Source organism: Spirosoma knui, from assembly GCF_054780635.1.
The window spans coordinates 115,669-140,961 of sequence record NZ_BAAGVY010000013.1; the positions used below are offsets into that span (position 1 = coordinate 115,669).

Genomic DNA, 25,293 nt, shown 5'->3' on the forward strand with positions numbered 1-25,293 from the left:
CGGTCAAGATCGTCAAAACTGGCATGATTTTAGGTCTATTACTGACCAAGAAACTCCCTCCGGTATTGTGAAGCGTATCGAAGAACATATTTTTTTGTTGCTGGCTGTTCTGGCCGTTAGTCTGTCAGTGCTGTGTTTTCTGTTCCTGGAGCAGAACGCGCCGGGGGCCACCGACGAACAATATTTAAGCGCTGTTCAGCAGCGCGTAAAAGAAGAAACGCTGGTAAGCGCCAACGAACTCAGTATTGTTGTTTCAATGCTTAGGGAAAAGCGGAATCCGGATTTCTCCGATCTTGATACGACAACCCGGTATCCGTATTTCGTGTTTAAAAACGGGAAATTGGTGTTCTGGTCAGATCATCGCTTTATTCCCGATTATGCCCGAATTGCCTCTATAAAAAGTCCTAGATTAATTGACTTCGAGCAAGGTCGGTACATCGTTAGCCATGAGCCTGTGCGGGCCGGTACCGATCGTCTGGATGTCTTTTCGTTGATTAACATTTACCGGACGTATCATAGTACGAATGCGTATCTGCAATCGGGTTACAATCCGGAACTGTTTGCGCTTGACCCACAGCTGATTACCGATGAGCGGAAGAGTACGTTATACGCCATCTACGACCATGCTTCCGATTTTTTGTTCTCAGTAATTCCTCCAAAGGTCGATGCCTATCGTAATCACTCGACCCCGGTTAATACGGTCATTCTGGCGTCACTAGGTGTGATTTTTCTGGGCCTGTACGTCTTGCGGCTCATGAGAAGGCTGAAACAGCAGCGCCGGTATGAGGTCGGGTTCGTCTGGCTGGCGGGGTACCTGATTCTGCTACGGGTTGTCATGCTCTACTTTGGCGTTCCATTCCTGTTCGTCGAGACGGACCTGTTCAACCCGAAATTTTATGCCTCTTCTTTACTAGTACCTTCGCTAGGTGATTTGCTCCTGAACGCGCTGGTTGTTGCCATACTGGCTTTTTATTGGGTCAACCACTATTACCGGTCCAGGAGTTATGGCTTGCTGGTTCACCTGCCCGAAGGAGCTAAGGCCGTTATTTCGGTGGCCTGCGTTGTGCTGAGCTACGGCATATTTGCGATATGCTTCGCCGAGTTAAACAATATCTATGAGAAGTCGCAGTTTACGCTCGACATCACGCTCAACATTCGGTTTTCGTTTCTAAAGGTGGTGTGTCTGCTGGTTTTCATCACCATATCCTTTATTTACTTTCTACTGACGCATCTGCTGGCTATCCTGTTCCTGCGGTACAATCGACTGAACAACGTAGCGCGTGGCGTTTTGCTCTTCCTGGGAGGGACTGGCATTGCCGCTGGCTTATTGATTGTCTTCGGCGTTACGTTAGAGTGGGTTTTTCTGCTGAACGGCGTGTATTTCCTGCTGATTTACCTTAGTCAGCTGCCAAAAACGCTCTATACATTCCGGTATAAAACTTCGATTTACCTGTTTCTGGCCGCGTTTATCTGTGCGGTTACTACGTCCAACGTAGTGTATAACCAGGAGATCAAAAAACAACTGGCTCACCAGCGGGATTTTGCTGCTGAACTGCTAGCTGAAAACGATAAGTTCGGCGAATTTCTGTTGAGTAAAGCCCGGGAGTCTCTATCCAGGGATGGCGATATTGCCCGGGCGCTGCGGACCGATACCCTACTCGTCAGGGAACGTATTCAACAACGGGTTAAAAGCGTGCACCTGGACAAATACTTCGACAAGTACGATGTAGAAGTGTTCTCGTTTCGTTCCAATGGCTATCCGCTTGATATCAGTCCGAACGCTTCTGCGTTTGCATCGTTCGCAAAACGGTACCGGAAGCCGATTTACAAGACAGAATACCCAGGCGTTTATTTTGTGAATGAGGTTGGTAATCAGTTTATCAAGCAATACGTTTGTTTCGTTGCCATTCCGCGGTCGGCTTCGTTGTCGCCTACCTACCGGTTAAACGTGCCCGCATCCGATACTATCGGGTACGTTGTTCTCGATTTACGTCAGCGTGGCGAGTGGCCAAAAAGTGTGTATCCTGAGCTGTTGTTAGATACAAAATTTATCCAGACAGCCGATGCGCAGGAGTACAGCTACGCCATTTTTGCCCGCCAGCCTGCGTCCCAACCGGCGGGACATTCTCAGTATACCATGACGTACAATAATCCGGGTAGTTACAACTACGACCGGAAGTTCCCGATGCGCCTGCTGACAAATCCGGTATTGTTCACAGATGGAATTTCGGTGAATAAATACCTGCACGTTGCGCAGCGGGGCCAGAACGGACGTATCGTTGTCGTGTCGTCGCCGGGTTATCCCCTGCAAAACGTCTTTTCTAACTTCTCGTTCCTGTACCTGCTTCTGGTGCTCACCGTCATCGTCGTTATTGTGGCCTACGCGGTCAACTACGGCTTTTCGGAGTTTAAAGTCAATTACTCAACCCGGATCCAGATTCTGCTGAACGTAGCGTTTTTCCTGCCGCTGCTCTTCGTCATTGTGATTGTGCTGAGCGTTATCAGTTCCAATTATATTACTAATCAGGAAAACACCTACATCACGAATACCCGAAATATAGCGGTTAATTTTCTGACGTACCTCGACGAACACATGCTGGCCAAGAAACGGAGTAAGGCGTCGATGGAAGAAGAGCTGAGCAAAATTGCCCGCGACGCGAATATTGACATAAACCTGTTTGACACCCAGGGACGGTTGTACACGTCGACGCGGCCACTGATCTATGAAAGTGGGTATCTCTCCAAGCGAATCAATCCCGAGGCTTACATCCATATTATTGAAGGAAAAGAAAACCAGTATCTGGCTAATGAATCGCTCGGCGAAAAAAAGTATCGTACGGCTTATGCGGGCATTAAATCGTACGATGGGCGCCTGCTGGGTGTATTGAGTGTACCTTATTTTTACGCAGGTCCTGAACTCGACCGGCAAATCATTGAAGTTATTGCGTCAGCTCTAAGCATTTTCACCGCGCTGTTTCTGTTCTTCCTGGTGCTGTCGTACTTCGCGTCGCACGTATTGACAAAGCCGTTGCGGCTGCTTACTCAGAAAATTCGGAAAACGAATCTCGAACGACCCAACGATCCGCTGCCCTGGCAATCCGACGATGAAATTGGCCTGTTGATCCGGGAGTATAACCGAATGCTGGTTAAGCTCGAAGAAAGTAAACAAGCCCTCGCGCAAAATGAAAAGCAGTCGGCCTGGCGCGAGATGGCCCGACAGGTTGCCCATGAAATCAAGAATCCGCTGACGCCGATGAAGCTGACCCTGCAACATCTGCAACGCACATTCCCGAACACCAACGGCGGATCGGTCAGCACCAACGACTCGGCTACGCGTCGGGTTATTCAGCGCACCTTTGATTCGCTGTTGGATCAGATTGATAACCTGAGCGACATTGCCACTTCGTTTTCGGACTTCGCAAAAATGCCGATGCCGAAAAAAGAGGTGTTCGAAGTTACGTCCGTATTGAACAAAGCCGCTGACCTCTACGCGGATGATAATCGGATTACGCTCCGACGCCAGATTACGGCCGGACCTGTGATGGCCGAAGGCGATCGGCAGCTTATTGGTCGCATTCTAACCAACTTGCTCATCAACGGAATTCAGTCGGTGCCGTCCGACCGCAAGCCAACGATTGATTTGCGACTCTATACAAACGGCGAAGAGGTACAGATTGAGGTGCACGACAACGGCGCGGGTATTCCCGAGGCCATACGTACCAAAGTATTTTTACCAAACTTCAGTACCAAACGGGGTGGTTCCGGACTTGGTCTGGCCATTGCAAAACGTGGGGTTGAACACGCAGGCGGCACAATCTGGTTCGAGACAACTGAAGGCGTTGGTACGTCGTTTTTCTTCTCCCTGCCGTTGGCCAACGTAGCTGAACCAGCGACCCTGAGCCCGGTGCGGCAATAATAGCAGGACAACTCTAAAAAAGTCAGCCGGTCTGGATTCCAGACCGGCTGAAGCTAATACTCTCAAACATCACTTAAAATTGTTTCCGGGAAGCCTGGTCCTACTGACTTCGCAATGAATGACTGACCATGTCGTCGTCAATCGTTACGTGCTTCCAGTTCTCGCCCGACCGAATGCGGTTTAATTGGGTATGCGTAATGCCGAATTGCTTGGCGATCATCTTCAACCGGTTTTTGTCATTACGTAACAGCTTCTTGATAATCTTTACCTTGCTCTCGGTTAGCTTATAATTGCGGGTTTGGCGCGGAATCTGACGATTCTTGAGGCTCGGATTATTCCGATTGTGCTCAATCATATCCTCCTTTGTCACCCAGCGTAAATTCTGGTAATAGTTGTTCTGCTTATCGTGGTCGAGGTGAATCACGAACGTTTGCTCATCCTGATCGCGACCAACAAAGTGCTCGGCCACTAACTTATGAACGTACCGGTTGAGCGTTTTGCCTTCGGTACGGATGTTTAACGAACGATAGCCCTGGATGACCGAGCCTTTGATCAGCGTGCTCTTCGGGGTGTCGCTGCTCGGGCCACGCCGACGAGTCGATGTAACGGACTGGAAGCTACGCAGTCGTCCGTAATTCGAAACTTCATAATGGGGTGGGTTCTCGATGCCGTCGAACACGATAGGCACCCACTTTTCATTCCAAAAGCTCTGGTTTTTTTTATCCTCCATGGTCGGGCGTTCGTAAAACGATCTAAATAGGCGAAGAAACGAATCTCATTTTGTTTAACAATACATTAACAAAGTTATAACAAAATGGTTGAATAATTGCATCATAAAATTTCTGATAATCAATCAGGTAATTAGATTTGGCAACGTATATACCCCTGTTTAACGAGTGAGGGTAGTTTTAAAGGTGAAAAATAATTCACGAAGGTTAAACAAACATATAGACACGGCTTCATTTTGAAACCGCTTGGCGCTCCGGTACGTTATCGAAACAAGAATAGCTCAATTATTCCGATAGAAACTGATGGACACGCAAGCAAAGAAGACACTGATAGTTGGAGCCACTGAGAACCCAGGTCGCTACGCGAACCGGGCTGCTCATAGTCTGCTTCGATATGGTCATAACATTGAGTTGTTAGGCTTACGAAAAGGTGAGATTAGCGGGCATCCGATTCAAACCGGCTTCCCCGCCCTCGACGGTGTTGATACGGTGACTATGTATGTGGGAGCACGTAATCAGCCACCACTTTACGAATACATAAAGCAGTTAAAACCTCGGCGCGTCATATTCAACCCCGGCGCTGAGAACCCTGAGTTTGAGAAGGAACTGAAAGCGCAGGGTATCGAACCCATTGATGCTTGTACGCTGGTCATGCTTTCTGTAGGGACGTACTAAACCAACAAAGGCGGAATAGATCGATCTATTCCGCCTTTGTTGGTTTTACTGGATGCGATTACCATTTGATCAGCGCCGACGCCCAGGTAAATCCGCTGCCGAAGGCCGCCAGACAAACCAGATCACCGGGTTTGATTCGGCCCTGGTCATAAGCCTCCGTTAAAGCAATTGGAATTGAAGCCGCCGTAGTGTTTCCGTATTTCTGGATATTGTTAAACACTTTTTCGTCGGGCAGTTTCATCTGTTGCTGCACGTAGCTCGAAATACGGATATTCGCCTGGTGAGGAACCAACAACGCCAGATCGTCGGCCTGGAAGCCGTTAGCTGCCAGGCTTTCGTTGATAACCTCCATGAAGCGGACCACGGCGTGTTTAAATACAGCATTGCCGTTCATTACGACGTCGAAACCGCCTTCGTCGACCATCTGCTTCGTAGCCGCCCGATCGGGCCGGCTGCTGCCCGGCTCTTTCACGTACAGATCTTCGGCATATCGTCCATCGGCGTGTAAATGCGTCGACAGCACCCGGTGTTCTGGGTCAGTAGTCGCTTCCACGACGGCTGCGCCCGCTCCATCGCCAAAAATAACCGCGACGCCCCGGCCAGCCGTACTCTTGTTAATCCAGGTCGACTGGATTTCGGCACCGACAACCAGTATGCGTTTATACATACCGGTTTTGATGAACTGATCGGCGATGGAAAGCGCATACACAAAGCCCGAACATTGATTCCGAATGTCGATGACACCGATGCCTTCCAACCCCAGTTCGCGCTGCATCAGGAATGCCGATCCCGGAAAGAAATAATCCGGGGTTATGGTGGCATACACGATCAAATCGATGTCAGCGGGGGCCAGATTGGCTCGTTCAATGGCCATGCGCGAGGCTGCGGTGGCCATGCTGGCGTTTGTTTCTTTCCCATACGTAAAGAAACGCCGTTGCTGAATACCCGTCCGTTCCTGAATCCAGGAGTCGGAGGTATCCATATATTGTTTCAGGTCATCGTTGGTGACGACATTGTCAGGTACATAATACCCTAAGCCCGTAATTTTTGAGTAAACCGTATTCATTCGTTGATGGAAAACAGTCGGCAAAAATAGTCTTTTATCAGGAGGGCATTCTCCTGTGTATACCGGCTGTCCAAAGGGAAACCGAATTTAGCCTATTTCGGTGCTAGGCTGCATGAAGTTCAAACGAATAATTCTCCATAATCAGATTGGCTAGTAGCTGACGACAGGCAGAGTCAACGGTTTCCCGCGCTTTCTCTTCTGTTTCAGCGTCGACTTCTAGCCGGACGTGTTTTCCGATACGTACATTATCAATCGAATCCATCTGGAGATTATGTAAACCCAGTTTAACGGCTTTTCCCTGCGGGTCCAGGATCTCCGGGCGGGTCATGATGTTAATTTCAGCGATGTATTTCATTTGTAAAGAGTGAATGAGCGAAAGAGTGAATGAGTGAAAGGATATAGGCTTACCCGTACTTTGTTAACCACCGGGTCGCTCTTTCACTCATTCACTCTTTCGCTCATTAAAAATTAGTGAAACAAGGATATAAAGCAGAATAATCAGGGGAATGGCTGCAAACTGCAAAAATACAAGCAGAAGGACAGATGCAAGTAAAAAGCTAAACTTAATCCGGTTCTCCGCCCAGCCAAAGGATTTGAATTTCAGGGCAAAAAGTGGTACGTCCGAAACGAGCATAAAGGAGAACGCGATCATCATGCCCAGGGCGATGTCGTTTTGCCAGATGGCATCAAATTGAGGCTGGTAGCGCCCCATCAGCGGAAAAGCCCCGATCAGCATGGCGTTCGCCGGAACAGGAAGGCCAATGAATGATTCCGACTGGCGCGTATCAATGTTGAAATTAGCCAGCCGCAGCGCCGAGAGCACGGCAATCAGGAAGGCCAAGTAAGACAAAGAGCCCAACTCCTGAAACCAGCATAGCTGGAAGACGATCGTTGCCGGAAGAACCCCGAACGTAACCACATCGGCAAGGGAGTCCAACTCCTTGCCAAAAGGCCCCGATGCGTTAACCAATCGGGCGACAAAACCATCGCCAAAATCGAGGATGGCGGCTATTCCAATTAACCAGGCAGCCCACTCCAAGTGACCGCGTAAGGCCATAACCAGCCCGATGCAGCCGCATAGCAGATTGCCGCAGGTCATGGCGTTGGGTAGGTGTTTAAGTAGTGCTTTCATGCCCGTACAAATGGATTAGTGCGCTTTTCCTGCCCAATTGTCGTGGGGTCCATGTGACCCGGGTAAACAACGTAATCGTCGGGTAAGGTAAAAAACTGCGTTCGGATACTGTTGAGCAGATCGGCGTGGTTGCAATACGGAAAGTCCGTTCGCCCGACGCTGCCCCGAAACAAAACATCGCCCCCGACAACGTACCGATCGGCGTGATTGATAAACGCTACGTGGCCCGGTGCATGGCCCGGTGTAAAGACAATGTCCAGAACGGTATTGCCCACGTGAATCTGTTCGCCTTCTTTCAGAAACCCGTCGATGGTAGAGGGTTCGTAGGCACGCAGTCCATACAGCGCACAACGGGCAGGTACGTCGTTATAGATGACCATATCCAGCTCATGCAGGTACGCCTTAACCCCATATTTACGCTTTACATACGCACAGCCAAATACATGATCGAGGTGAGCATGAGTGAGCAAGATTGATTTGATCGTTAAGTTACGCTCGTCGATGAAGCGGCTAAGTGCTTCTTTCTCCGCTTGTTCGTAGCAACCGGGGTCGATCACGACGGCCTCACCGGTTGCGTCATCGGCAATCACGTACGTATTTTCCTGGAAAGGCGAAAACTCAAGAGCCTGAATCATAAGCGAACGCGGATGAAGCCGCGTTTGAGAAGAATAGGAGCGGGGTTTGGCCGCGTTACGTTACAAAAGTAGGAACACCGTCGGTTTTTTGCGCAAATCGGGTGTCTGGGATTTCCATTCCCGAATCGTCAGCGTGCGCACGAACGCATCTGGAGCCGTTACGTTACAGGCTACGCACAGGCGGGTGTTGGGCTGGCAGTTCGCGACTACATCCGCGAATAAGGCATCGTTTCGGTACGGCGTCTCCATGAAAATCTGTGTTTGCTGCCGTTGCTGCGCTTCCTTTTCGAGGTGACGTATCGACCGGGCCCGGTCCTGGCGGTCGATGGGTAAATAGCCGTGGAAGATAAACGACTGACCGCTCATGCCGGAGGCCATCAGCGCCAACAGGATTGAGGAGGGACCAACCAGCGGCTCTACACGCCACCCCAGCGTATGAGCCATACTAACAACAACCGCACCTGGGTCGGCTACGCCCGGACAGCCTGCTTCGGAAAGCACCCCGGCGTTCCGTTTGCGCTCCATCAGTTCCTGAATCTGTTGGCGTGTATCGGCAGGGGGGGTGTCTTTATTGAGTTCGTGAAACAAGGTCTCGTCGATGACGCGGCTCGTTTTCAAGCCCGTAATAAACCGCCGGGCCGACCGGATATTTTCGACGAAATACGCATCCGTCTTATCAATTATTTCCCGAATAGTAGGCGGAAGAACCTGCTCGAACGTATCGTCGGCGAGGAGCGTAGGAATCAGATACAGCGTTGGCATTCGGCGGTTTAACTTTTTTCGACAAACTCCATCAACGTTTCGACAAACTCAACCGGTTTTTCGGCCTGCACCCAATGGCCTGCGTCCTGAATGGTTTCAATCTGCGCCTTGGGGAACATGCTTTTAATGGTAGGAATGTCGGTATCTAGTATATAAGGTGACTCACTGCCCCGGATAAACAGCGTCGGTTCCGTCACGATACGTGGATTTGTAAGCTCTTCGCCAATGCCGTGCAGTTCCCGCTCAATAACGGGCAGGTTCAGCCGCCAGTCAAATCGGCCCTGACTATCCCGGTACAGGTTCTTCAACAGAAATTGACGTACCGTCAGCAACGGTTCATATTTACTCAGGATGGCGTCGGCTTCGCTGCGGCTGGTAATACCGGCGAGGTCAATCGCTTTCAGGCCCCGCACGAGTTCCGCATGGTGGACCGGGTAAAATTTAGGCGCAATATCGACCACAACCAGTTTCGCGAATGTACCCGGATAAGTCATTACGTACTGCATCACGGCCTTTCCGCCCATCGAATGCCCCACAAGTATCGGCTGATCCAGTTGGTGGTCAATTAGAAATTCGTGCAAATCATCGGCCATACCGTGATAATCGTGATCTTCAGCGCGGGGGGACTGACCGTGGTTCCGCTGATCGAGTGCGAATACGCGGTAGCCTCGAGCGGCTATTGCCTTGCTGGTGGTTAACCAGTTGTCCGATGATCCAAAAACGCCATGTAAAATGACTATAGCCGGACCCGTGTCGCCGGTTTGCCGATAGTAGAGCTTCATAGAGAAAGAATAAAACAACGCAAAAATAGATAACCTAAGGGCATAGGTTGCTTCGTTGATTTACGCACAACAGGGTGGAATGGTTCGAGGTCTTGTTTTTTAGGAATTCCCATTAAAAACGCCTTAACATAAACTTAACATTGAGGAATAGTACCTAAGGCGACTGCTTTTGTCTTATTCTATGATTTGAAGGCAAAAATTAATTATACGTAGCATTTTTTTAAGAGGATAGGCATTGTAAGCCCCGAAAAATTAATTGATCTTTGCATTAAAATTGGACCGTTCCCTAAATAATGGACCCCAAACAAAAATCAATCAAACCAAGCACTTCTATGTTTAAAAAATTACTGCATGGGAAGGCAGCCTCGTTGTTGCTCAGCAGTATGCTCTTCGTCCTGCTCTGCAGCAGTGGGGTGATAGCACAGGTTACGACCGCAGTGATCAATGGGCAAGTGAACGATGACAAAGGCGCACCATTGCCCGGTGCTACTGTGGTAGCCATTCACGAACCTTCTGGGAGTCGGTATGGTACTACAACAAACGCATCAGGCCGTTACACACTTCCTGGTGTTCGCGTGGGTGGTCCTTTCCGGATAACGACTACGTTCGTTGGTTTCAAGGATCAAGTTAAAGAAGGGGTCTTTACTAGTCTGGGTACTGCCGCTGACGTAAATTTTACGCTATCAGACGCTAGCGCACAGTTGCAGGAGGTTGTTATATCAGGCGCACGGAGCGATATTTTTAGTTCCGAACGGACTGGTGCTGCAACCTCGTATGGTCGCCAGACGATCAATACGATTCCTACACTGGGTCGGACAATTAACGACATTACGAAGTACAATGCCTACGGAAACGGTCAGTCGTTTGGTGGGCAAGATCCGCGTTTCAATAATATCACGATTGACGGTGCGGTTTTCAACAATGGTTTTGGCTTGGGTTCATCCGCAATTGCAGGTGGACGGACAGGTACGACCGCCGTTTCGCTGGATGCTTTAGACGAAATCCAATTGAACGTAGCACCTTTTGACGTTCGTCAGACGGGTTTCTCCGGGGCTGGTATCAACGCCGTTACACGGTCAGGAACGAATGATTTTTCTGGGTCGGTATATTATTTATTCCGTAACAACAGCTTAGCTGGTAAAAAAGCAGACGGAAGAGACCTGCCTCCGGTCACGATCAATCAGAACACACAAGGGTTTCGGATTGGTGGTCCAATCATCAAAAATAAACTATTTTTCTTCGCTAACGTAGAACAGTACAACAGCAGCAATCCTGCTCTGGATTGGGTAGCTAATCGACCTGGCGCTACTGGTAACGTTTCTCGTGTAACTGCGGCTGACCTGGAAGATCTTAGCCAGTTCATGAAGACGAACTTTAATCGTGATCTTGGCGCTATCGATAACTACAACAATGACGTTAAAAGCATAAAAGGGCTGCTACGTCTTGACTGGAACATCAACGACAATCATAAACTTGCCGTACGGTATTCTCACCACAATTCTGAGTCGGATCAGTCAATTAGCAACAGTAACAGTAGTGGTACCGCAGGTTTTGGTAACCGTACTGGTTATTCTACTGGTGCTTACTCGGGTAACCTCGCTCTTTCTCCGCAGAATACAGGTTACAAAATTGCGGATAACACTCGCTCGATTGCTGTAGAATTAAACTCTACGTTCGGCGGTAAGTTTGCTAACAAATTAGTCGCTACGTACAACAAGCAAATTGAAGACAGAACCTATCGGACTGATGTATTTCCGACCATCGATATTCTGAAAGAAAATACGACTTATACATCGATTGGTTTTGATCCCTTTACGCCAAACAACAAGCTGAACTATTCGACGCTGAACATCACCAACAACTTCAGCTACTTCGCAGGAAAACACACGCTGACGTTAGGTCTATCGTACGAGAAGTATAGATCGGATAACGTGTTCTTCCCAGCGTCGAATGGGGTGTATGTGTATAACTCGATTGAGGATTTCAAAACTGCAGCGCTGGCCTCATTGAGCCCAAATCCACCTGCTACGTCGCCCGTAACGGTAAGACAGTATAACCTGCGCTACTCGTTGGTGCCAGGAGGAGCTGAACCTCTGCAGACATTGCTCCGGAGTACCTATAGTGCATACGTACAGGACGAGTTCCAGGTTAATCCTACGTTTAAGGTGACCGCTGGTGTACGGGCTGATATCTTCGCTTATGATAACTCAACGGCTGCCAACTTCAACAATCCACGGGTAGCCGAGCTTACTTATAAAGATGAAAACAACCAGGCCTATAAATTAAACACGGGTGCATTCCCTAAAGCTCGTCTGCTGGTTTCGCCCCGGGTTGGTTTTAACTGGGATATTAAAGGAGATAAAACCACGCAGATTCGGGGCGGTAGCGGTATCTTCGTTTCCCGTATTCCTGAAGTGTTAGTTTCTAACCAATTGGGTAACAACGGTGTAAATACGGGTGTTTATAACTTCCAGAATACCAACATTCCATTTGTTACGGATCCTAGCAAATTGCCAGCCGGTTTATTACCTGCGGTTACTACAGATGTCCGGAGTTTGACCGGTTATGCGGTTAACGCAACTGATCAAAACTTAAAATACCCAATGGTTTGGAAAACGAACCTGGCTGTTGACCAGCGTTTACCCTGGGGTTTAATTGGAACGGTTGAAGTCCTTTATAACAAGACAATTCAGGCACTTCGTTATATCGACGCTAACTTAGCTACCCCAACCCGTCAGTTGAGTGGCCCAGATAATCGCAATCTGTTTCCTGCAGCGGGTGTAACGGGTACAGCAGCGATTAACACAGCTCGTTACATTAACTACCCATACAATACGAATGCCTTTGTGTTGAAAAATACAAACGTAGGTGATTCGTATACATTGACTGGTAAGCTCGAGAAGCCCGCTACAAATGGTTTTGGTGGAATGTTGGCATACACCTATGGACAGGCAAGAGACTTGCAATTAGTAGGTAGCACGGTTGTTGGTAACACGCCGACGGTACAGGGCCAGAACTATCTGACCATGTCATACGGCGATAACGATCTGCGTCACCGGATCATCGGTTATGTGAACTATCGGTTAAACTACGGTGGTAAATTCGGTGGTTCGACCACCTTTACGCTGGGTATGCAATCAACCAGCGGCTACAAAGCTTCTTACGTTGTTGGTGGTGATTTGAATAGTGATGGTCAGACAAGCAATGACCTGATCTATGTACCAAGGAACGCATCTGAGTTGACCTTCGCCCCATTAACTGTGGGTTCAGGTACGTCAGCTGTAACCTACTCGCCTGAACAGCAACAAGCGGCTTTTGAAGCGTACATCAATGGTAACGACTATCTAAAAACCCGTCGTGGTCAGTACGCTGAACGTAATGGTGGTTATGCACCCTGGTTGACCCGTTTTGACTTCACCGCTATCCAGGAGGTTTACGTACGTGTTGGTTCTAAAGGAACTCGCCATACACTGCAATTCCGGGCTGACATTCTGAACGTTGGTAACCTGCTTAACAATAAGTGGGGTGTAGGCTGGCAGAATACGTCATCGAGCCCCTTATCGCTGGCGAGTGTTAGCGCAGCTGGTGTACCAACCTACCGCATGGGAACGCAGTCGGTTGTCGAAAATGGCACTAACCGGACGATCCTGTTGAGAGATTCATTTGTGAAGAGTGTAACGATCGATAACGTTTGGCAGGCTCAGCTTGGGGTTCGTTACTTGTTCTAACAACTTGTTCGCAAGTAAAAAGGGAAGCCGCCGGAGAAATTCGGCGGCTTTTTTATGACAGTATGAAACAGACTCTTTCGACATTACTTCTTTTTATAGGGTTCTCTACTTTATACGCCCAAAGCGGGAAGCCTTATATCACTGAACTGGCGCTGGAAAAGGCGTTAGCGTATCGAACCAATCGGGTAAAGCCACTTATTCTGGCGCATCGGGGAGGGCCACAGTTGTCTGAAACCGAGAACAGTCTCGAAACCTTCCAACGCATGTATCAGCAGGTTCCGGAGGCCATTCTAGAAATGGATGTTCGCATGACAGCGGATAGCGTATTGGCCTTACTGCATGATGACGACATCAAACGAACGACTACCGGAACCGGATCCTTTCAGGCTATGAATTGGGAAGTGTTACGTCAAGTTTATCTGCGCGACTTACAGGGCAATCCGACACGACAGCGCATTCCACGTTTTGCCGACGTAGTACGGTGGGGAGCGGGAAAGGTGATTATGGCTATTGATGCTAAGCCTGGTGTCAACCTGCGGAACGTAATGAAAGAGATTGTCGACGCGGGGGCGCTACACAGTGTGTTTATCATCTGTTACTCGGTAGATGACGCAATACGTTTGCGAACTCAGTATCCGGCTCTCTGGATCGCGTTGGGAGTTAACGAGCCGAAGCAGCTTGATACGTTCCGAAAATCAGGATTAGCTCTTCGTCACCTAATTGCGCTGGCCTCACCTCAGGAAAAGGAATTTTATCAGCAACTCCATCAGGCGGGTATTCCCTGCACGGCTGGTACGTACGGAGCAGCCAACCTCGACGAAAAGCCAATTCAGGAGACTGCTGATGCGTACCGTAATTTAGTCCGCAAAGGCGTAGACATCTTAACTACTGATCGCCCGGTTGAGGTAAGCCGTTTATTCAACTAAGCCGTCCTATCGCCGTGGCAGGCCGTTCAGGCGTTTGTAGCCGTCAGCAACAGAGAAACAGACTACTACGTAGTTAGGCTGTGAGACGAAATGGTTGAGGTTGATACAGGACAATTAGTCTCCAAAACAGCAAGGCCCAAAGTAGCTGACTTAGGACCTTCCTGTTACGTTAAAGAAAATAAATCAGGGCAGAACCGGGGCTTCACTGTCCAACGTTCGCATACGTAGTACATCAATGCCTGCCTGATAACCCGCTACGATTACGCGGCCGATGTCCTCAGACGTGAACTTCATCAGATTAAGCGAGAGCGGCTCGGTAGGTCGAATGATGGTGAGTTTCAGCGTCCGGCCGTGGAGGTGTTCTCGCTCGGCAAATCGTTCGGCCCAGGCAATGTCGTTGTTTACCAACTGGTTGACGGTTATATCTTTCACCCGGTCCATCAGGTTGAGCAGATTCCGGTAATTGAATTTCTCATTGTAAATCTTCTTCGCGTGGCAGGCGACACAGGCGATGTCGGTGGCCCCATCTTCAATCGCAACCCGTAGCGGAGCTACCTCCCGCAACCCGCCGTCCAGGAACGCTTTCCGGTGATCACCCCCGATCTGCACCGCGGGCATCAGAAAGGGCAGCGAACTGCTGGCGTACACAAAGTCAAGAAAATTCGGATCATTCGCATCGGCATACAGCATATCGCCGTTGACAATATCGACGGCCCCAACTTTCAGGCTGACGGGCCCGGTTTTGAGGGCTTCTAGGTCAACGTGGTTGCGAATCAAGTTCTGAATAGGCGAGTTGTCGAGCAAGCCGTCAAAGCGGCTCATGAGCGTATTATAGCCCATCCGAAAGCGCGATCGAATGACCGCTACGTCGTCGGGTTTGGTAATGTTCCGAATCCAGAACTCAATCAGGTACTTGCCGACTTTTGTCCAATTCACCTGCCCCGTTTCGGCCTGCTGGCGAGCCGCTTCGTTGGCAATAAACGTAGCGTTCAAACTACCTACTGAGATGCCGTATAACTGATTGGGCACAAAGCCTGACTCGAAGAGTGCCATGGCCGCCCCCGCCTGGAAAGCCCCTTTTAATGAGCCGCCACCCAGTACGAGTGCTTTGCGAGGAGGAATAGATGGCGAGGCCGCTGCATTGGATGAGGGTAAGGGTGGGGTTGGATTATCAATCATATAAGAAAGGGCTGCGCCACAGTATGGTAGTAAGTTGGTAATTTTTGACTCGTAAACAAAACGAATTTTACCGGACAATACGTAGTCTCTAATTTGCTTTTGCGGGTGCGTTTTTTCCGGTCTGCACTTTCCTTGCTATACTTGCCAAAAATTAGGCGGCTGTTTTTCGGAAGCGGTGAACCATTCATAAGCGTTCATTCCTTTTTATTGTAAACCGCCTACCGAAGATTACCACCTGCTTCTTAAAAATGGCCCTTACCGTCGCTGACATCCAAGCTCCGATTGCTGCTGAAATGAAGTTGTTTGAGCAGAAATTCCGGGACTTAATGAAAAGTGACGTTATGCTGCTCGACCAGATCATGAACTACATCGTGAAACGGAAGGGTAAGCAGTTACGGCCCATGTTTGTGTTTCTGACGGCGGGCGTATGCGGTCAGATTACCGAATCCACCTACCGGGGCGCTTCGCTCATCGAACTGTTACATACGGCTACCCTTGTTCACGATGACGTAGTAGACGACTCGAACTACCGGCGGGGGTTTTTTTCCATTAATGCGCTCTGGAAAAATAAAGTTGCCGTTTTAGTTGGTGACTATCTGCTATCGCGTGGGTTGCTGCTGTCGGTCGATAATGGGGATTTTGAATTGCTTCAGATTGTGTCGACTGCGGTGCGCGAGTTGAGCGAAGGCGAATTGCTGCAGATCGAAAAGGCCCGTCGGCTGGATATTACCGAAGCCGTTTATTACGAGATCATTCGCCAGAAAACAGCCTCGCTGATTGCGGCCTGTTGTGCTGTAGGAGCCCGTTCTGCGGGTGTCGATGCGGAAACTATTCAGAAAGCCCGATTCTTCGGCGAAAAAGTTGGCATCGCGTTTCAGATTAAAGATGATCTGTTCGATTATGGAACGGCAGAAGTTGGCAAACCATTAGGCATTGACATCAAGGAGAAGAAAATGACTTTGCCGCTCATCTACGCGCTCAACAAAGCTGGTTTTCTTGAAAAGCGCCGGGTCATTAACATCATTAAGAACGAGAGCGATAATCCCAAAAAAGTGAACGACGTTATTACGTTCGTCAAAAACTCAGGGGGAATTGAGTACGCTACCGAAGCCATGAACCAGTACGTAGTGCAGGCTCAATCGTTGCTAAACTCCTTCCCGGAATCGCCTTATCGCCAATCCCTGCATCAACTGGTGCAGTATACTATCGACCGAAGTAAGTGATCGCTGGTTCGATACGTTCATCCCTTCGTTAGTCGGATTCTACGTTTTTATTGGTTTTCTGGGCGAAAAGTTTGTGAAAATCCGGGCTTTCGGTATTCATCCATTTATCCCAAAACGTAAAGTACAGCCCATAGTTGAATCGAAACTGGGCGTGGTGTAAGCTGTGATGGGTTGCGCCAATAAGCCAGCGCCCCAGCCAGTGCCGATTGAAATCGCGCGGATAAATTTCGGTGTTTAAGTGGTTTACGGCGCTCGAAACAGTCATGATTAATAAAAGCAGACCCACAGCTGAAATATGAAGCGGCAGAATGAACGTAAGCGCCGGAATCACAATGGCCTGCAACGTACTCTCGGTCGGGTGAAACGAAAAGGCCGTCCAGGGAGAGGTTGTAATGCTGTCATGGTGCGTTTTGTGCACCCATTTATAAACTCCTGGCCGGTGCATCCACCGGTGCAGCCAGTAATAATATGTTTCGTGGATAAACATGACCAGAACGATACTAACCGGATACCAGATCAGCGTATACGCCTTGATGTCGGTATAGATTTTGGTATAGCCGTTCTGGTACGCCAGGATTAGGCCGACGGCAATGGCTGTGAAAATGAGCGACGTCAGCAGCGACCAGCCTATTTCCCGTCGGTCCTGACCGGGTTTGCGGGGGCGCGTCTGGACGGCACGATGCGCAAACTGCTCTTTCATGGACACCTTAAATAGCCACCAGAAGGCCAGGGAAAACAATACGTATCGCCCAAAAATCGCCAGGAAAAACAAGAGGGCTGTTAGCCACAATGTAGCCGGGCTGTTAATTTCAATCATGACACCAAAAGCTAGTTGTAAGGCTCTAGTATACTCAACTGAATCGGTTCGTCAGTGTTCACCCAGTCGGAATGGAACCCAATCAATTTAGTGAAAATCGTTAGAATCCGGTGCGTTACGTTCGTCGAAGGCGGTGCGGCTACCCACTAAATTGTTTATACATTTGCGGCAGTTTCTAACCTTCAACGGAACGGCCCATGCGTCTGCGTCTTTCGATTTTAGTGCTACCGATGTTTGTGGTAGCGACCTCTTTTGCCCAAAGCCCTAAATCAACTGGAATTGCCCGTCCTAAACTTGTTGTCGGCATTGTTGTCGATCAGATGCGGTATGATTACCTCTATAGGTATTACGATAAGTACACAACCGGCGGGTTTCGGCGGCTGATGGATGGCGGCTTCAATGCACGTAACAACCACTATCATTATGCCGCTACGTATACCGGTCCTGGCCATGCCGCAATTTACACGGGCTCAGCTCCAGCCTTAAACGGTATTGTTGGTAATGATTTTTACGATCGCCGACTTGGTCGCATTATGTACTGCGCCGAAGATACTACAGTCACTACGGTGGGGAATACCGGATCGGCTGGAAAGATGTCGCCCCGTAATATGCTCGTAACCACCATCGGCGATCAGTTGAAATTAGCGACCGACGGCCGGGCTAAAGTAATTGGTATTGCCCTGAAAGACCGGGGGGCTATACTACCAGCAGGCCACGCAGCCAATGCCGCCTACTGGTTCGACTCAAAAGACGGTAATTTTATTTCGAGTACATTTTACCAGAAGGAACTGCCGCAGTGGGTGCAGGCGTTTAACGCGCGCAAGCTGCCTGAGCAGTTCATGCAGCAAAAGTGGACTCCGTTGCTCGCGCTTAATCAATACACTGAGAGTACTACCGATGATCAGCCCTATGAAGCAACGTTGCCAGGCGAGCCGAAATCCGTATTTCCGCATGAATTTGTGGTGCAGACCGGCAGCAATAAATATGAGGTGCTGCGGTCCAGCCCTTACGGGGATCAGTTGACGAAAGAGTTTGCCCTGGCCGCGCTGAAAGCCGAAAAGCTTGGTCAGCGTAACGTAACGGATATGCTGTGTGTGAGCTTTTCATCACCTGATTATATCGGTCATGCGTTTGGTACCCACGCCATCGAAACCGAAGATCAATACCTGCGGCTCGATCGGCAGTTGGCAGATCTGATGAATCAACTGGATGTTACGGTCGGCAAGGGACAGTGGGTAGCGTTTCTGTCGGCGGACCACGGAGCGGCCGATGTGCCGGGTTTCTCGCAACTGTACCGGATTCCCGCGGACGTTAAGGGCTACGGAGAAGTGAACGATGCGGTGAAGTCAGCGCTCGAAAAAGCGTACGGGCCGGGGCAGTGGGTACTTTCTTACCTGAATCAGCAGATTCACATGAACCATGCCTTGCTAACCGAAAAGAAAATTGCGTTACAGGAGGTTTATGAACTGGTTCGGACTACCTTGTTGAAACAGCGGGGCGTGGTGAACGTAATAAACCTGCACAATCTGGGGGCAGTAGCTATTCCTGAGCTTCACCTCAACCTGTTCCGGAACGTGTATCATCCCAACCGCAGCGGTGATTTCTATGTCATGCAGCAGCCCGGCTGGTTCGAGGGACGTAGCAGAGGCACCACGCACGGTACCGTATACGCTTATGATACGCATGTGCCCTTTCTGTTGTACGGCTGGGGAGTACGGCCCGGACAACTGCTTCGCCGGACCCACATTCATGACATTGCGCCGACCATTGCCGCTTTGTTAGGCATTCTTGAACCAAGTGGCTCGATTGGCAATCCTGTTCCCGAGGCCATCGCTACCAAGTAAACTAACGTCGTCAGCTCCTGAGCAGCCTGGTCAGGAGCTGACGGCTATTCGCTGAGGACAAAGGCGATTTCTTTAAAGTCGAATATTTTCTCACCGGCAACCGTTGACACAACGAGTCTACCTACAGCGTCAACTCCAGTAATGATACCGCGAAAAGAGACCCCATTCGCCATGAATTGATGCTCTTCCCGATACCGGAACAGGCTTTGCAGATACGCGGATTTCAGGACGTCGCGCTGCCCGACTCTGAGTTGCAGATAGCGTTGCTCCAGACTTTCGCTCAATCGGCTCAACAGGCCCGGCAGATCGTACCCGGCGGGCAGCGGAGCCTGCTGTTGTAGGGAAGTCGCGGTTGGGTACGAAAATTCTGTCTGATTTACGTTTAAACCGGCACCAACTACCGACCAACCGATGTTATGTCCCTGCAAGGTGTTCTCAATCAGCATACCGCCCAGCTTTTGATTGCCGACGTAAATATCGTTTGGCCATTTAATGCGGACGTTGCTGAGCAGAGGAGCCAGCGTATCATGGATGCCCAGCGACACAGCAATGTTCAGCCAAAACTGTTCAGTAGCCGATAAGAATGACGGTTTTAGAATCAAAGAGAATGTCAAATTCTCGCCGGGTTTGGCTTCCCATTGGTTACCGCGCTGCCCCCGACCGGCTGTTTGGTTGTCCGTTACGACAATTAAGCCTTCGGCCGGTTCCCGAGAAGCAATCAAATCGGACGCTTCGTCGTTAGTTGACTGACAGCTTGGCAGGTATTGGATTATTTGCCCAACAAAAAGCGTTTTGGGATGGATTTTGTACAAAATTTGTTTAGTTTAGTAGAGGGAAGCGAATGAATGGTGCCGGGGGTATTTGAGCCCGCAAGCAACGCACCCGCTGATTCGCTTATCGTGCAATGTTAAACCGAAAGCATGAGAATTAACAAAACCAGTGAATACACCGCCGAGCAAATCCGGGATTTTGTTGTCCGGGGCATGCAGGAAAAAAAAGGGCAGGACATTGTAATTATGGACCTGCGCAACGTTAAAAACGCCATCTGTGATTACTTTGTAATTTGTTCAGGGAATTCTGACACGCAGATTGACGCGATCTCAACGTCCATAGAAGAAGAAGTTTACAAGGTAAGCCAACAGGACCCCTGGCACCGGGAAGGTAAAATGAACCGGGAATGGATTCTGCTGGATTATGTAGATGTAGTGGCCCATGTGTTCAAGAAGGACCGACGGTCGTTTTATGATCTCGAACAGCTTTGGGGCGACGCCGAGATTCAGTATATTGACGATAACGACTTAGTACCTGTATCTTGATAGCGTTTGATAGAGAGAACCTTTGCGCTTGGGCAATTGCTCTGCACAAATGGCCGTTTATGGGATGAGTTTACCGCTTATCCTAACCGTTTCACAGCAGAAACAATCAACTGTGAAACGGTGTTACCCTTTGAAATCCGTTTGTACAACCTGAGGAAATGGCAGAAAACAATAATAGAAATCCTTTAGTACCCCGTGGCGGCCCACGCAAGCCCAACTTTCAGGGGTGGATTGTTGCGTTGCTGATTGCCGCCATCCTTGGCATTACGTTCTTCAATAAAAGCTCAGCTACTCGTGAAACCTCGCAGAAGCGGTTTGAGCGAATGGTTAAAGATCGTGAAGTAGCCGAAGTGGTGGTCGTCAACGATAAGATCGCTGAAGTTACACTTACGCAGCAGGCTGCGCAGAGTCCTAAATACCGCAACTTATTTTCCGATAAGCCGTATTTCGGTTCTAACCACGGCCCGCACTTCCAATTTCAAATTGCCTCTGGCGAGACGTTCAAGAAAGACTTAGACGCGATTCAGCAGGGCGTTCCTGACAACGAAAAGATTGATTATCGATTCGAGCAGCGGAGTGACTTTGGCAGCATCATCAGTACGTGGGGCTTCCTCATCGTGATGATTCTGGCGATGTACTTCTTACTCGGGCGAATGTCTGGAGCTGGCGGCCCCGGTGGTCAGATCTTTAATATCGGTAAATCCAAAGCGGCCCTATTCGACGCCGATAACAAGGTGAAGATTACCTTCAACGACGTAGCGGGTCTGGATGAAGCCAAAGAAGAAATTAAGGAGATTGTTGATTACCTGAAAAACCCGACGAAGTTCACCAAGCTCGGCGCTAAAATTCCAAAAGGTGCTTTGTTGATTGGCCCTCCGGGTACGGGTAAGACCCTGCTGGCGAAAGCCGTTGCTGGTGAAGCCGGTGTTCCGTTCTTCTCGCTGTCAGGTTCTGACTTCGTCGAGATGTTCGTTGGGGTAGGCGCTGCGCGGGTGCGTGATTTGTTTAAGCAAGCGAAAGAGAAAGCGCCTTGTATCATCTTTATCGATGAGATCGATGCGGTTGGTCGCTCGCGGGGCCGTGGTTCGATGCCGGGTGCTAACGACGAACGCGAAAACACGCTGAACTCGCTGCTGGTAGAAATGGACGGCTTTGCTACCGATTCTGGTATCATCATCCTGGCCGCTACTAACCGTCCGGACGTACTGGACTCCGCTTTGCAGCGTCCTGGCCGTTTCGACCGTCAGATCAGCATCGACAAACCAGACATCGTTGGTCGTGAAGCCATTTTCCGGGTTCACCTGAAGCCCATTAAGCTTGCGGCTGATGTCGATCCTAAAGAGTTAGCAGCTCAGACACCGGGTTTTGCCGGGGCTGAAATTGCAAACGTTTGTAACGAAGCCGCGCTGATTGCTGCCCGTAGTGATAAGGAAGCCGTCGATATGAAAGACTTCCAGGACGCTATGGACCGTGTAATTGGTGGTCTGGAGAAAAAGAACAAGCTGATTTCGCCAGAAGAGAAAGAAATCGTTGCGTATCACGAAGCGGGCCACGCGGTGGCTGGCTGGTACCTCGAACACGCTGATCCACTCGTAAAGGTGACGATTGTACCCCGTGGCGTTGCCGCGTTAGGTTACGCTCAGTACCTGCCGCGTGAGCAGTATCTGTACCGGACTGAGCAGCTGATGGACGAAATGTGCATGGCGTTAGGTGGTCGGGCGGCCGAAGATCTTATTTTTGGTAAGGTTTCGACGGGTGCTTTGAGTGACTTGGAACGTATTACTAAGCTGGCCTACAGTATGGTAACCATGTACGGCATGAACGATAAGATTGGTAATGTCTCGTTCTACGATTCGAAACAATCGGATTACGCGTTCAACAAGCCATATTCGGAAGAAACCGCGAAGCACATTGACGAAGAGGTTCGTAAGATCGTTGATATAGCATACAATCGCACCAAGGATTTGCTGACGGATAAGCGTGAAGCACTGGAGGTGATTGCCAAGGAGTTGCTTGAGAAAGAAATTCTGTATCAAAATGACCTCGTTCGCCTGATTGGTAAACGTCCGTTCGAGCGCGAAACCGTTTATCAAGCCTATAAGAATAAAGGTGTCGCTGAAGAAGTGAAAGAGGAAATTGGTAAAGAGGCAAAACCTGCTGAAACCGAGCCTGAATCACTGCCTTTATAGAATAAACGTTTTTTCAACAAAAAGTCCCTGCTTAATCAAGCAGGGACTTTTTGTTTTCTCGATAGGACAGTATAACGATTATCTCTTTCCTAACTCGATCGCCTGCATATCCGTGACACGCCCCGTATCTAACGTAAAACGAACTGCCGTTCGGGTTTGATGGAAACCTGTTTTGCCAGCTGCACCAGGATTAATAAACAGCAGATTGTTTCTGGCGGAGTCGCGACTAACTTTCAGAATATGAGAATGTCCACAGACAAATACATCCGGTGGGTTAAGCCGAATTTCTGACCGGACAGCTGGATTATACGTTGGGGGCGTGCCGCCGATGTGAGTCATCCAGACCCTTATGCCTTCGAGGGTAAAGCGCAGGTGGGCCGGGAGATCAACACTCTCCTGATCAATGTTTCCGCTGACAATCCGCAAGGGCCGAAAGGCACTCAGCTGCTCAACAACAACTAAGTTGCCGACATCGCCCGCGTGCCAGATTTCGTCACATTCCGCAAAATGCGTGAAAATCTGCGGGTCAAGGTAGCTGTGCGTGTCAGAAAGTAAACCGATACGTATCATAACAGGAAGAAGCCCGGATTCAACCGGGCTACATTTACGAGATCGAAGCTGATCCTAAAATTAAGTCTTTCATTTCGGCTCGTATCTTTTTCTTATCAATTTTGCCGACGCTTGTTTTAGGTATTTCCGGAACGAAAACAATGCGGTCGGGTACGTACCATTTGTGAAGTTCACCCGTATCAACTTTAGCTTGCAAGCCAGCTTTGATGCCTTCGGCAGAAAGTGTATAGCCCGGTTTTTGCACAATCAACGCGTGTGGTCGTTCACCCCAGCGGTCGTCGGGTAGGCCAATAACTGCCGATTCAGCCACGCCCTCAACCTGCGACAATACGTCTTCCATATCCAGCGACGATACCCATTCGCCCCCGGTTTTTATTACGTCTTTCGTGCGGTCAGCAATCATCACCCAGTAATCGGGCGTAATACTGGCTACGTCGCCGGTATGCAGCCAGCCGCCTTTCCAGAGTTCAGCGCCCCGTTCGGCGTCGTTATAGTACCCTTGCGTTGCCCACGGACATTTAACGACAATTTCGCCTAGTGAATGGCCATCGTGGGGGACAAAGTTACCGTCATCGTCCATCAGCCGCATCTCCACGAAAGGCGAAATGCGACCAGCCCGTGTGCGCAAGTCGATCTGTTCATCAAAGGAGAGTTGCTTTTCGAGTTCGTTTAAATACACAATGGCGGTCACAGGAGCCGTTTCGGACATGCCGTATCCCTGCGAAACGGTAATGCCCAGTTCCGTAGCCGCTTTAGCCAGTCCTTTTGTTAGCGCAGAACCTCCAATCAAAACTTTCCAGCGGCTCAGGTTATCTCTGTATTTCTGTGCGGCCGGACTACTGACCAGCATGTTCATTATAGTGGGTACACAGTGGGATAAGGTCACACCTTCCGTAACCAGTAGCTTTAGCAGAAGCTCCGGCTCATAACGACCTGGGTATACCTGTTTGGCTGACATCATCGTCGCCAGAAACGGAAAGCCCCAAGCATGTACGTGAAACATGGGCGTAATGGGCATGTATACATCTGTAGACCCTTTGAAAGGCATGGCTTCATAACCAATAATGTAGGTTAGGAGCCCAACCGTGTGCATAAACAACTGACGGTGCGAAAAATAAACCCCCTTTGGATTACCAGTTGTACCCGTGGTATAAAACGTAGTAGCCCAGGTATTTTCATCAAAGTCGGGAAACTCATACTGGTCAGAAGCGGTCTTCAGCATGGCTTCGTATTCGCCGGAAAAGCCCTCGGAGACTTCGGCGGTTCCGGCAGGGTCAGTATAGACTTTATCGCTGAGCAAGACGTACTTCTCTACCGTGGTCAACTGCCCTTTGATGGCGGTTAAGATGGGCAGGAAATCCTCATGGATCAGCACAATCTTATCTTCGGCGTGATTCATGGTGTACAGGATCTGCGTTGGAGACAAGCGCACATTGATCGTGTGCAGCACGGCTCCCATACTCGTTACGCCAAAAAAACACTCCAGATAGCGGTGGCTGTCCCAGTCGAGCACCGCAACGGTATCGCCCGGTTTAACTCCAAGTTCAGTCAATACATTGGCTAGTTTACGAACGCGTTGATTGAACTCGATATAATTCATTCGAAACAGATCGCGGTAAACGATCTCGCGCTGAGGTTCATATTTTAACGATTGAGCCAGCAGGTTCTTAATCAGCATCGGTGGCTCATGGGCCTCCGCCGTGCGAGGAATCAGTTTGGTTTGTATCATAGTCATTGACGTATCGTCTATATTATTAGTAACTCTTTGAATAAACCAAAAGTATGGCCGAATAAGCCTACATGGT

General features: G+C 49.4%; 20 protein-coding genes. 8 read left to right on the forward strand and 12 right to left on the reverse strand.

Features of this window, described 5'->3' with window-relative positions:
- Positions 1–67 precede the first annotated feature (67 nt).
- Positions 68–3,916, forward strand: coding sequence for a sensor histidine kinase (locus ACYVIY_RS23450; RefSeq protein WP_460978875.1), 3,849 nt, complete (start codon positions 68–70; stop codon positions 3,914–3,916).
- A gap of 100 nt (positions 3,917–4,016) precedes the next feature.
- On the opposite strand, the gene ACYVIY_RS23455 is transcribed toward ACYVIY_RS23450, so the two are convergent.
- A complete protein-coding gene (locus ACYVIY_RS23455; protein WP_460978876.1) occupies positions 4,017–4,646 on the reverse strand; it encodes an HNH endonuclease in 630 nt (209 codons plus the stop codon).
- A 301-nt stretch (positions 4,647–4,947) separates the two neighbouring features.
- On the opposite strand from ACYVIY_RS23455, the gene ACYVIY_RS23460 reads away from it, so the two are divergent.
- The gene (locus ACYVIY_RS23460; protein WP_460978879.1) at positions 4,948–5,319 is read left to right on the forward strand and encodes a CoA-binding protein; all 372 of its coding nucleotides are present in this window, start codon (positions 4,948–4,950) and stop codon (positions 5,317–5,319) included.
- 58 nt (positions 5,320–5,377) lie between these two features.
- Here ACYVIY_RS23460 and ACYVIY_RS23465 read toward each other — a convergent pair whose 3' ends face one another.
- The 6 genes from ACYVIY_RS23465 to ACYVIY_RS23490 all read right to left on the reverse strand — a co-directional run bounded on the left by ACYVIY_RS23465 (position 5,378) and on the right by ACYVIY_RS23490 (position 9,696).
- Positions 5,378–6,385, reverse strand: coding sequence for a 3-oxoacyl-ACP synthase III family protein (locus ACYVIY_RS23465; RefSeq protein ID WP_460978881.1), 1,008 nt, complete (start codon positions 6,383–6,385; stop codon positions 5,378–5,380).
- Between the two features lie 103 nt (positions 6,386–6,488).
- Complete coding sequence (gene purS, locus ACYVIY_RS23470) at positions 6,489–6,740, reverse strand: phosphoribosylformylglycinamidine synthase subunit PurS (RefSeq protein ID WP_460978882.1); 252 nt, start codon at positions 6,738–6,740, stop codon at positions 6,489–6,491.
- An 87-nt stretch (positions 6,741–6,827) separates the two neighbouring features.
- On the reverse strand, positions 6,828–7,517 hold the full coding sequence (pssA, locus tag ACYVIY_RS23475) for a CDP-diacylglycerol--serine O-phosphatidyltransferase (protein ID WP_460978883.1): 690 nt from the start codon (positions 7,515–7,517) through the stop codon (positions 6,828–6,830).
- Positions 7,514–8,152 carry an MBL fold metallo-hydrolase gene (locus ACYVIY_RS23480; protein ID WP_460978884.1) on the reverse strand — a complete coding sequence of 213 codons (639 nt, stop codon included), beginning with the start codon at positions 8,150–8,152 and terminating at the stop codon, positions 7,514–7,516. The genes pssA and ACYVIY_RS23480 overlap by 4 nt, the downstream gene beginning before the upstream one ends.
- 60 nt (positions 8,153–8,212) lie before the next feature.
- Positions 8,213–8,914, reverse strand: a complete 702-nt coding sequence (locus ACYVIY_RS23485; protein ID WP_460978885.1) for an SAM-dependent methyltransferase — start codon at positions 8,912–8,914, stop codon at positions 8,213–8,215.
- 8 nt (positions 8,915–8,922) lie between these two features.
- Complete coding sequence (locus ACYVIY_RS23490; RefSeq protein ID WP_460978886.1) at positions 8,923–9,696, reverse strand: alpha/beta fold hydrolase; 774 nt, start codon at positions 9,694–9,696, stop codon at positions 8,923–8,925.
- Positions 9,697–10,028: 332 nt separating this feature from the next.
- On the opposite strand from ACYVIY_RS23490, the gene ACYVIY_RS23495 reads away from it, so the two are divergent.
- Both ACYVIY_RS23495 and ACYVIY_RS23500 read left to right on the forward strand, forming a co-directional pair.
- The gene (locus ACYVIY_RS23495; protein ID WP_460978888.1) at positions 10,029–13,424 is read left to right on the forward strand and encodes a TonB-dependent receptor; all 3,396 of its coding nucleotides are present in this window, start codon (positions 10,029–10,031) and stop codon (positions 13,422–13,424) included.
- Between the two features lie 62 nt (positions 13,425–13,486).
- The gene (locus ACYVIY_RS23500) at positions 13,487–14,350 is read left to right on the forward strand and encodes a glycerophosphodiester phosphodiesterase family protein (protein ID WP_460978890.1); all 864 of its coding nucleotides are present in this window, start codon (positions 13,487–13,489) and stop codon (positions 14,348–14,350) included.
- A 183-nt stretch (positions 14,351–14,533) separates the two neighbouring features.
- Here ACYVIY_RS23500 and ACYVIY_RS23505 read toward each other — a convergent pair whose 3' ends face one another.
- Entirely contained in the window at positions 14,534–15,529 is a 996-nt protein-coding gene (locus tag ACYVIY_RS23505) for a patatin-like phospholipase family protein (protein ID WP_460978892.1), read from the reverse strand.
- A gap of 248 nt (positions 15,530–15,777) precedes the next feature.
- Between ACYVIY_RS23505 and ACYVIY_RS23510 the strand changes: the two genes are divergently transcribed.
- Complete coding sequence (locus ACYVIY_RS23510) at positions 15,778–16,752, forward strand: polyprenyl synthetase family protein (RefSeq protein WP_460978894.1); 975 nt, start codon at positions 15,778–15,780, stop codon at positions 16,750–16,752.
- Positions 16,753–16,780: 28 nt separating this feature from the next.
- On the opposite strand, the gene ACYVIY_RS23515 is transcribed toward ACYVIY_RS23510, so the two are convergent.
- Positions 16,781–17,569 (reverse strand): sterol desaturase family protein, encoded by a 789-nt coding sequence (locus ACYVIY_RS23515; RefSeq protein WP_460978895.1) that lies wholly within the window; start codon positions 17,567–17,569, stop codon positions 16,781–16,783.
- Positions 17,570–17,766: 197 nt separating this feature from the next.
- Between ACYVIY_RS23515 and pafA the strand changes: the two genes are divergently transcribed.
- A complete protein-coding gene (pafA, locus tag ACYVIY_RS23520) occupies positions 17,767–19,413 on the forward strand; it encodes an alkaline phosphatase PafA (protein ID WP_460978897.1) in 1,647 nt (548 codons plus the stop codon).
- Positions 19,414–19,457: 44 nt separating this feature from the next.
- Here the strand turns inward: pafA and ACYVIY_RS23525 are convergent, their stop codons facing one another.
- The gene (locus tag ACYVIY_RS23525) at positions 19,458–20,225 is read right to left on the reverse strand and encodes a biotin--[acetyl-CoA-carboxylase] ligase (RefSeq protein WP_460978898.1); all 768 of its coding nucleotides are present in this window, start codon (positions 20,223–20,225) and stop codon (positions 19,458–19,460) included.
- Between the two features lie 108 nt (positions 20,226–20,333).
- Here ACYVIY_RS23525 and rsfS point away from each other — a divergent pair, with 108 nt between their 5' ends.
- Together rsfS and ftsH are read left to right on the forward strand one after the other, a co-directional pair.
- The gene (gene rsfS, locus ACYVIY_RS23530) at positions 20,334–20,729 is read left to right on the forward strand and encodes a ribosome silencing factor (RefSeq protein WP_460978899.1); all 396 of its coding nucleotides are present in this window, start codon (positions 20,334–20,336) and stop codon (positions 20,727–20,729) included.
- 158 nt (positions 20,730–20,887) lie between these two features.
- Positions 20,888–22,918 carry an ATP-dependent zinc metalloprotease FtsH gene (gene ftsH, locus ACYVIY_RS23535; protein WP_460978900.1) on the forward strand — a complete coding sequence of 677 codons (2,031 nt, stop codon included), beginning with the start codon at positions 20,888–20,890 and terminating at the stop codon, positions 22,916–22,918.
- Between the two features lie 78 nt (positions 22,919–22,996).
- Here the strand turns inward: ftsH and ACYVIY_RS23540 are convergent, their stop codons facing one another.
- Together ACYVIY_RS23540 and ACYVIY_RS23545 are read right to left on the reverse strand one after the other, a co-directional pair.
- Positions 22,997–23,488 carry a metallophosphoesterase family protein gene (locus ACYVIY_RS23540; protein WP_460978901.1) on the reverse strand — a complete coding sequence of 164 codons (492 nt, stop codon included), beginning with the start codon at positions 23,486–23,488 and terminating at the stop codon, positions 22,997–22,999.
- 34 nt (positions 23,489–23,522) lie between these two features.
- Positions 23,523–25,217, reverse strand: coding sequence for a fatty acid--CoA ligase (locus tag ACYVIY_RS23545; protein WP_460978903.1), 1,695 nt, complete (start codon positions 25,215–25,217; stop codon positions 23,523–23,525).
- Positions 25,218–25,293 lie beyond the last annotated feature (76 nt).

Bases quoted from the DNA above. Each gene is read 5' to 3' on its own strand.
- ACYVIY_RS23455 (WP_460978876.1), bottom strand. From the start codon at position 4,646: ATGGAGGATAAAAAAAACCAGAGCTTTTGGAATGAAAAGTGGGTGCCT.
- ACYVIY_RS23460 (WP_460978879.1), top strand. From the start codon at position 4,948: ATGGACACGCAAGCAAAGAAGACACTGATAGTTGGAGCCACTGAGAAC.
- ACYVIY_RS23465 (WP_460978881.1), bottom strand. From the start codon at position 6,385: ATGAATACGGTTTACTCAAAAATTACGGGCTTAGGGTATTATGTACCT.
- purS (WP_460978882.1), bottom strand. From the start codon at position 6,740: ATGAAATACATCGCTGAAATTAACATCATGACCCGCCCGGAGATCCTG.
- pssA (WP_460978883.1), bottom strand. From the start codon at position 7,517: ATGAAAGCACTACTTAAACACCTACCCAACGCCATGACCTGCGGCAAT.
- ACYVIY_RS23480 (WP_460978884.1), bottom strand. From the start codon at position 8,152: ATGATTCAGGCTCTTGAGTTTTCGCCTTTCCAGGAAAATACGTACGTG.
- ACYVIY_RS23485 (WP_460978885.1), bottom strand. From the start codon at position 8,914: ATGCCAACGCTGTATCTGATTCCTACGCTCCTCGCCGACGATACGTTC.
- ACYVIY_RS23490 (WP_460978886.1), bottom strand. From the start codon at position 9,696: ATGAAGCTCTACTATCGGCAAACCGGCGACACGGGTCCGGCTATAGTC.
- ACYVIY_RS23495 (WP_460978888.1), top strand. From the start codon at position 10,029: ATGTTTAAAAAATTACTGCATGGGAAGGCAGCCTCGTTGTTGCTCAGC.
- ACYVIY_RS23500 (WP_460978890.1), top strand. From the start codon at position 13,487: ATGAAACAGACTCTTTCGACATTACTTCTTTTTATAGGGTTCTCTACT.
- ACYVIY_RS23505 (WP_460978892.1), bottom strand. From the start codon at position 15,529: ATGATTGATAATCCAACCCCACCCTTACCCTCATCCAATGCAGCGGCC.
- ACYVIY_RS23510 (WP_460978894.1), top strand. From the start codon at position 15,778: ATGGCCCTTACCGTCGCTGACATCCAAGCTCCGATTGCTGCTGAAATG.
- ACYVIY_RS23515 (WP_460978895.1), bottom strand. From the start codon at position 17,569: ATGATTGAAATTAACAGCCCGGCTACATTGTGGCTAACAGCCCTCTTG.
- pafA (WP_460978897.1), top strand. From the start codon at position 17,767: ATGCGTCTGCGTCTTTCGATTTTAGTGCTACCGATGTTTGTGGTAGCG.
- rsfS (WP_460978899.1), top strand. From the start codon at position 20,334: ATGAGAATTAACAAAACCAGTGAATACACCGCCGAGCAAATCCGGGAT.
- ftsH (WP_460978900.1), top strand. From the start codon at position 20,888: ATGGCAGAAAACAATAATAGAAATCCTTTAGTACCCCGTGGCGGCCCA.
- ACYVIY_RS23540 (WP_460978901.1), bottom strand. From the start codon at position 23,488: ATGATACGTATCGGTTTACTTTCTGACACGCACAGCTACCTTGACCCG.
- ACYVIY_RS23545 (WP_460978903.1), bottom strand. From the start codon at position 25,217: ATGATACAAACCAAACTGATTCCTCGCACGGCGGAGGCCCATGAGCCA.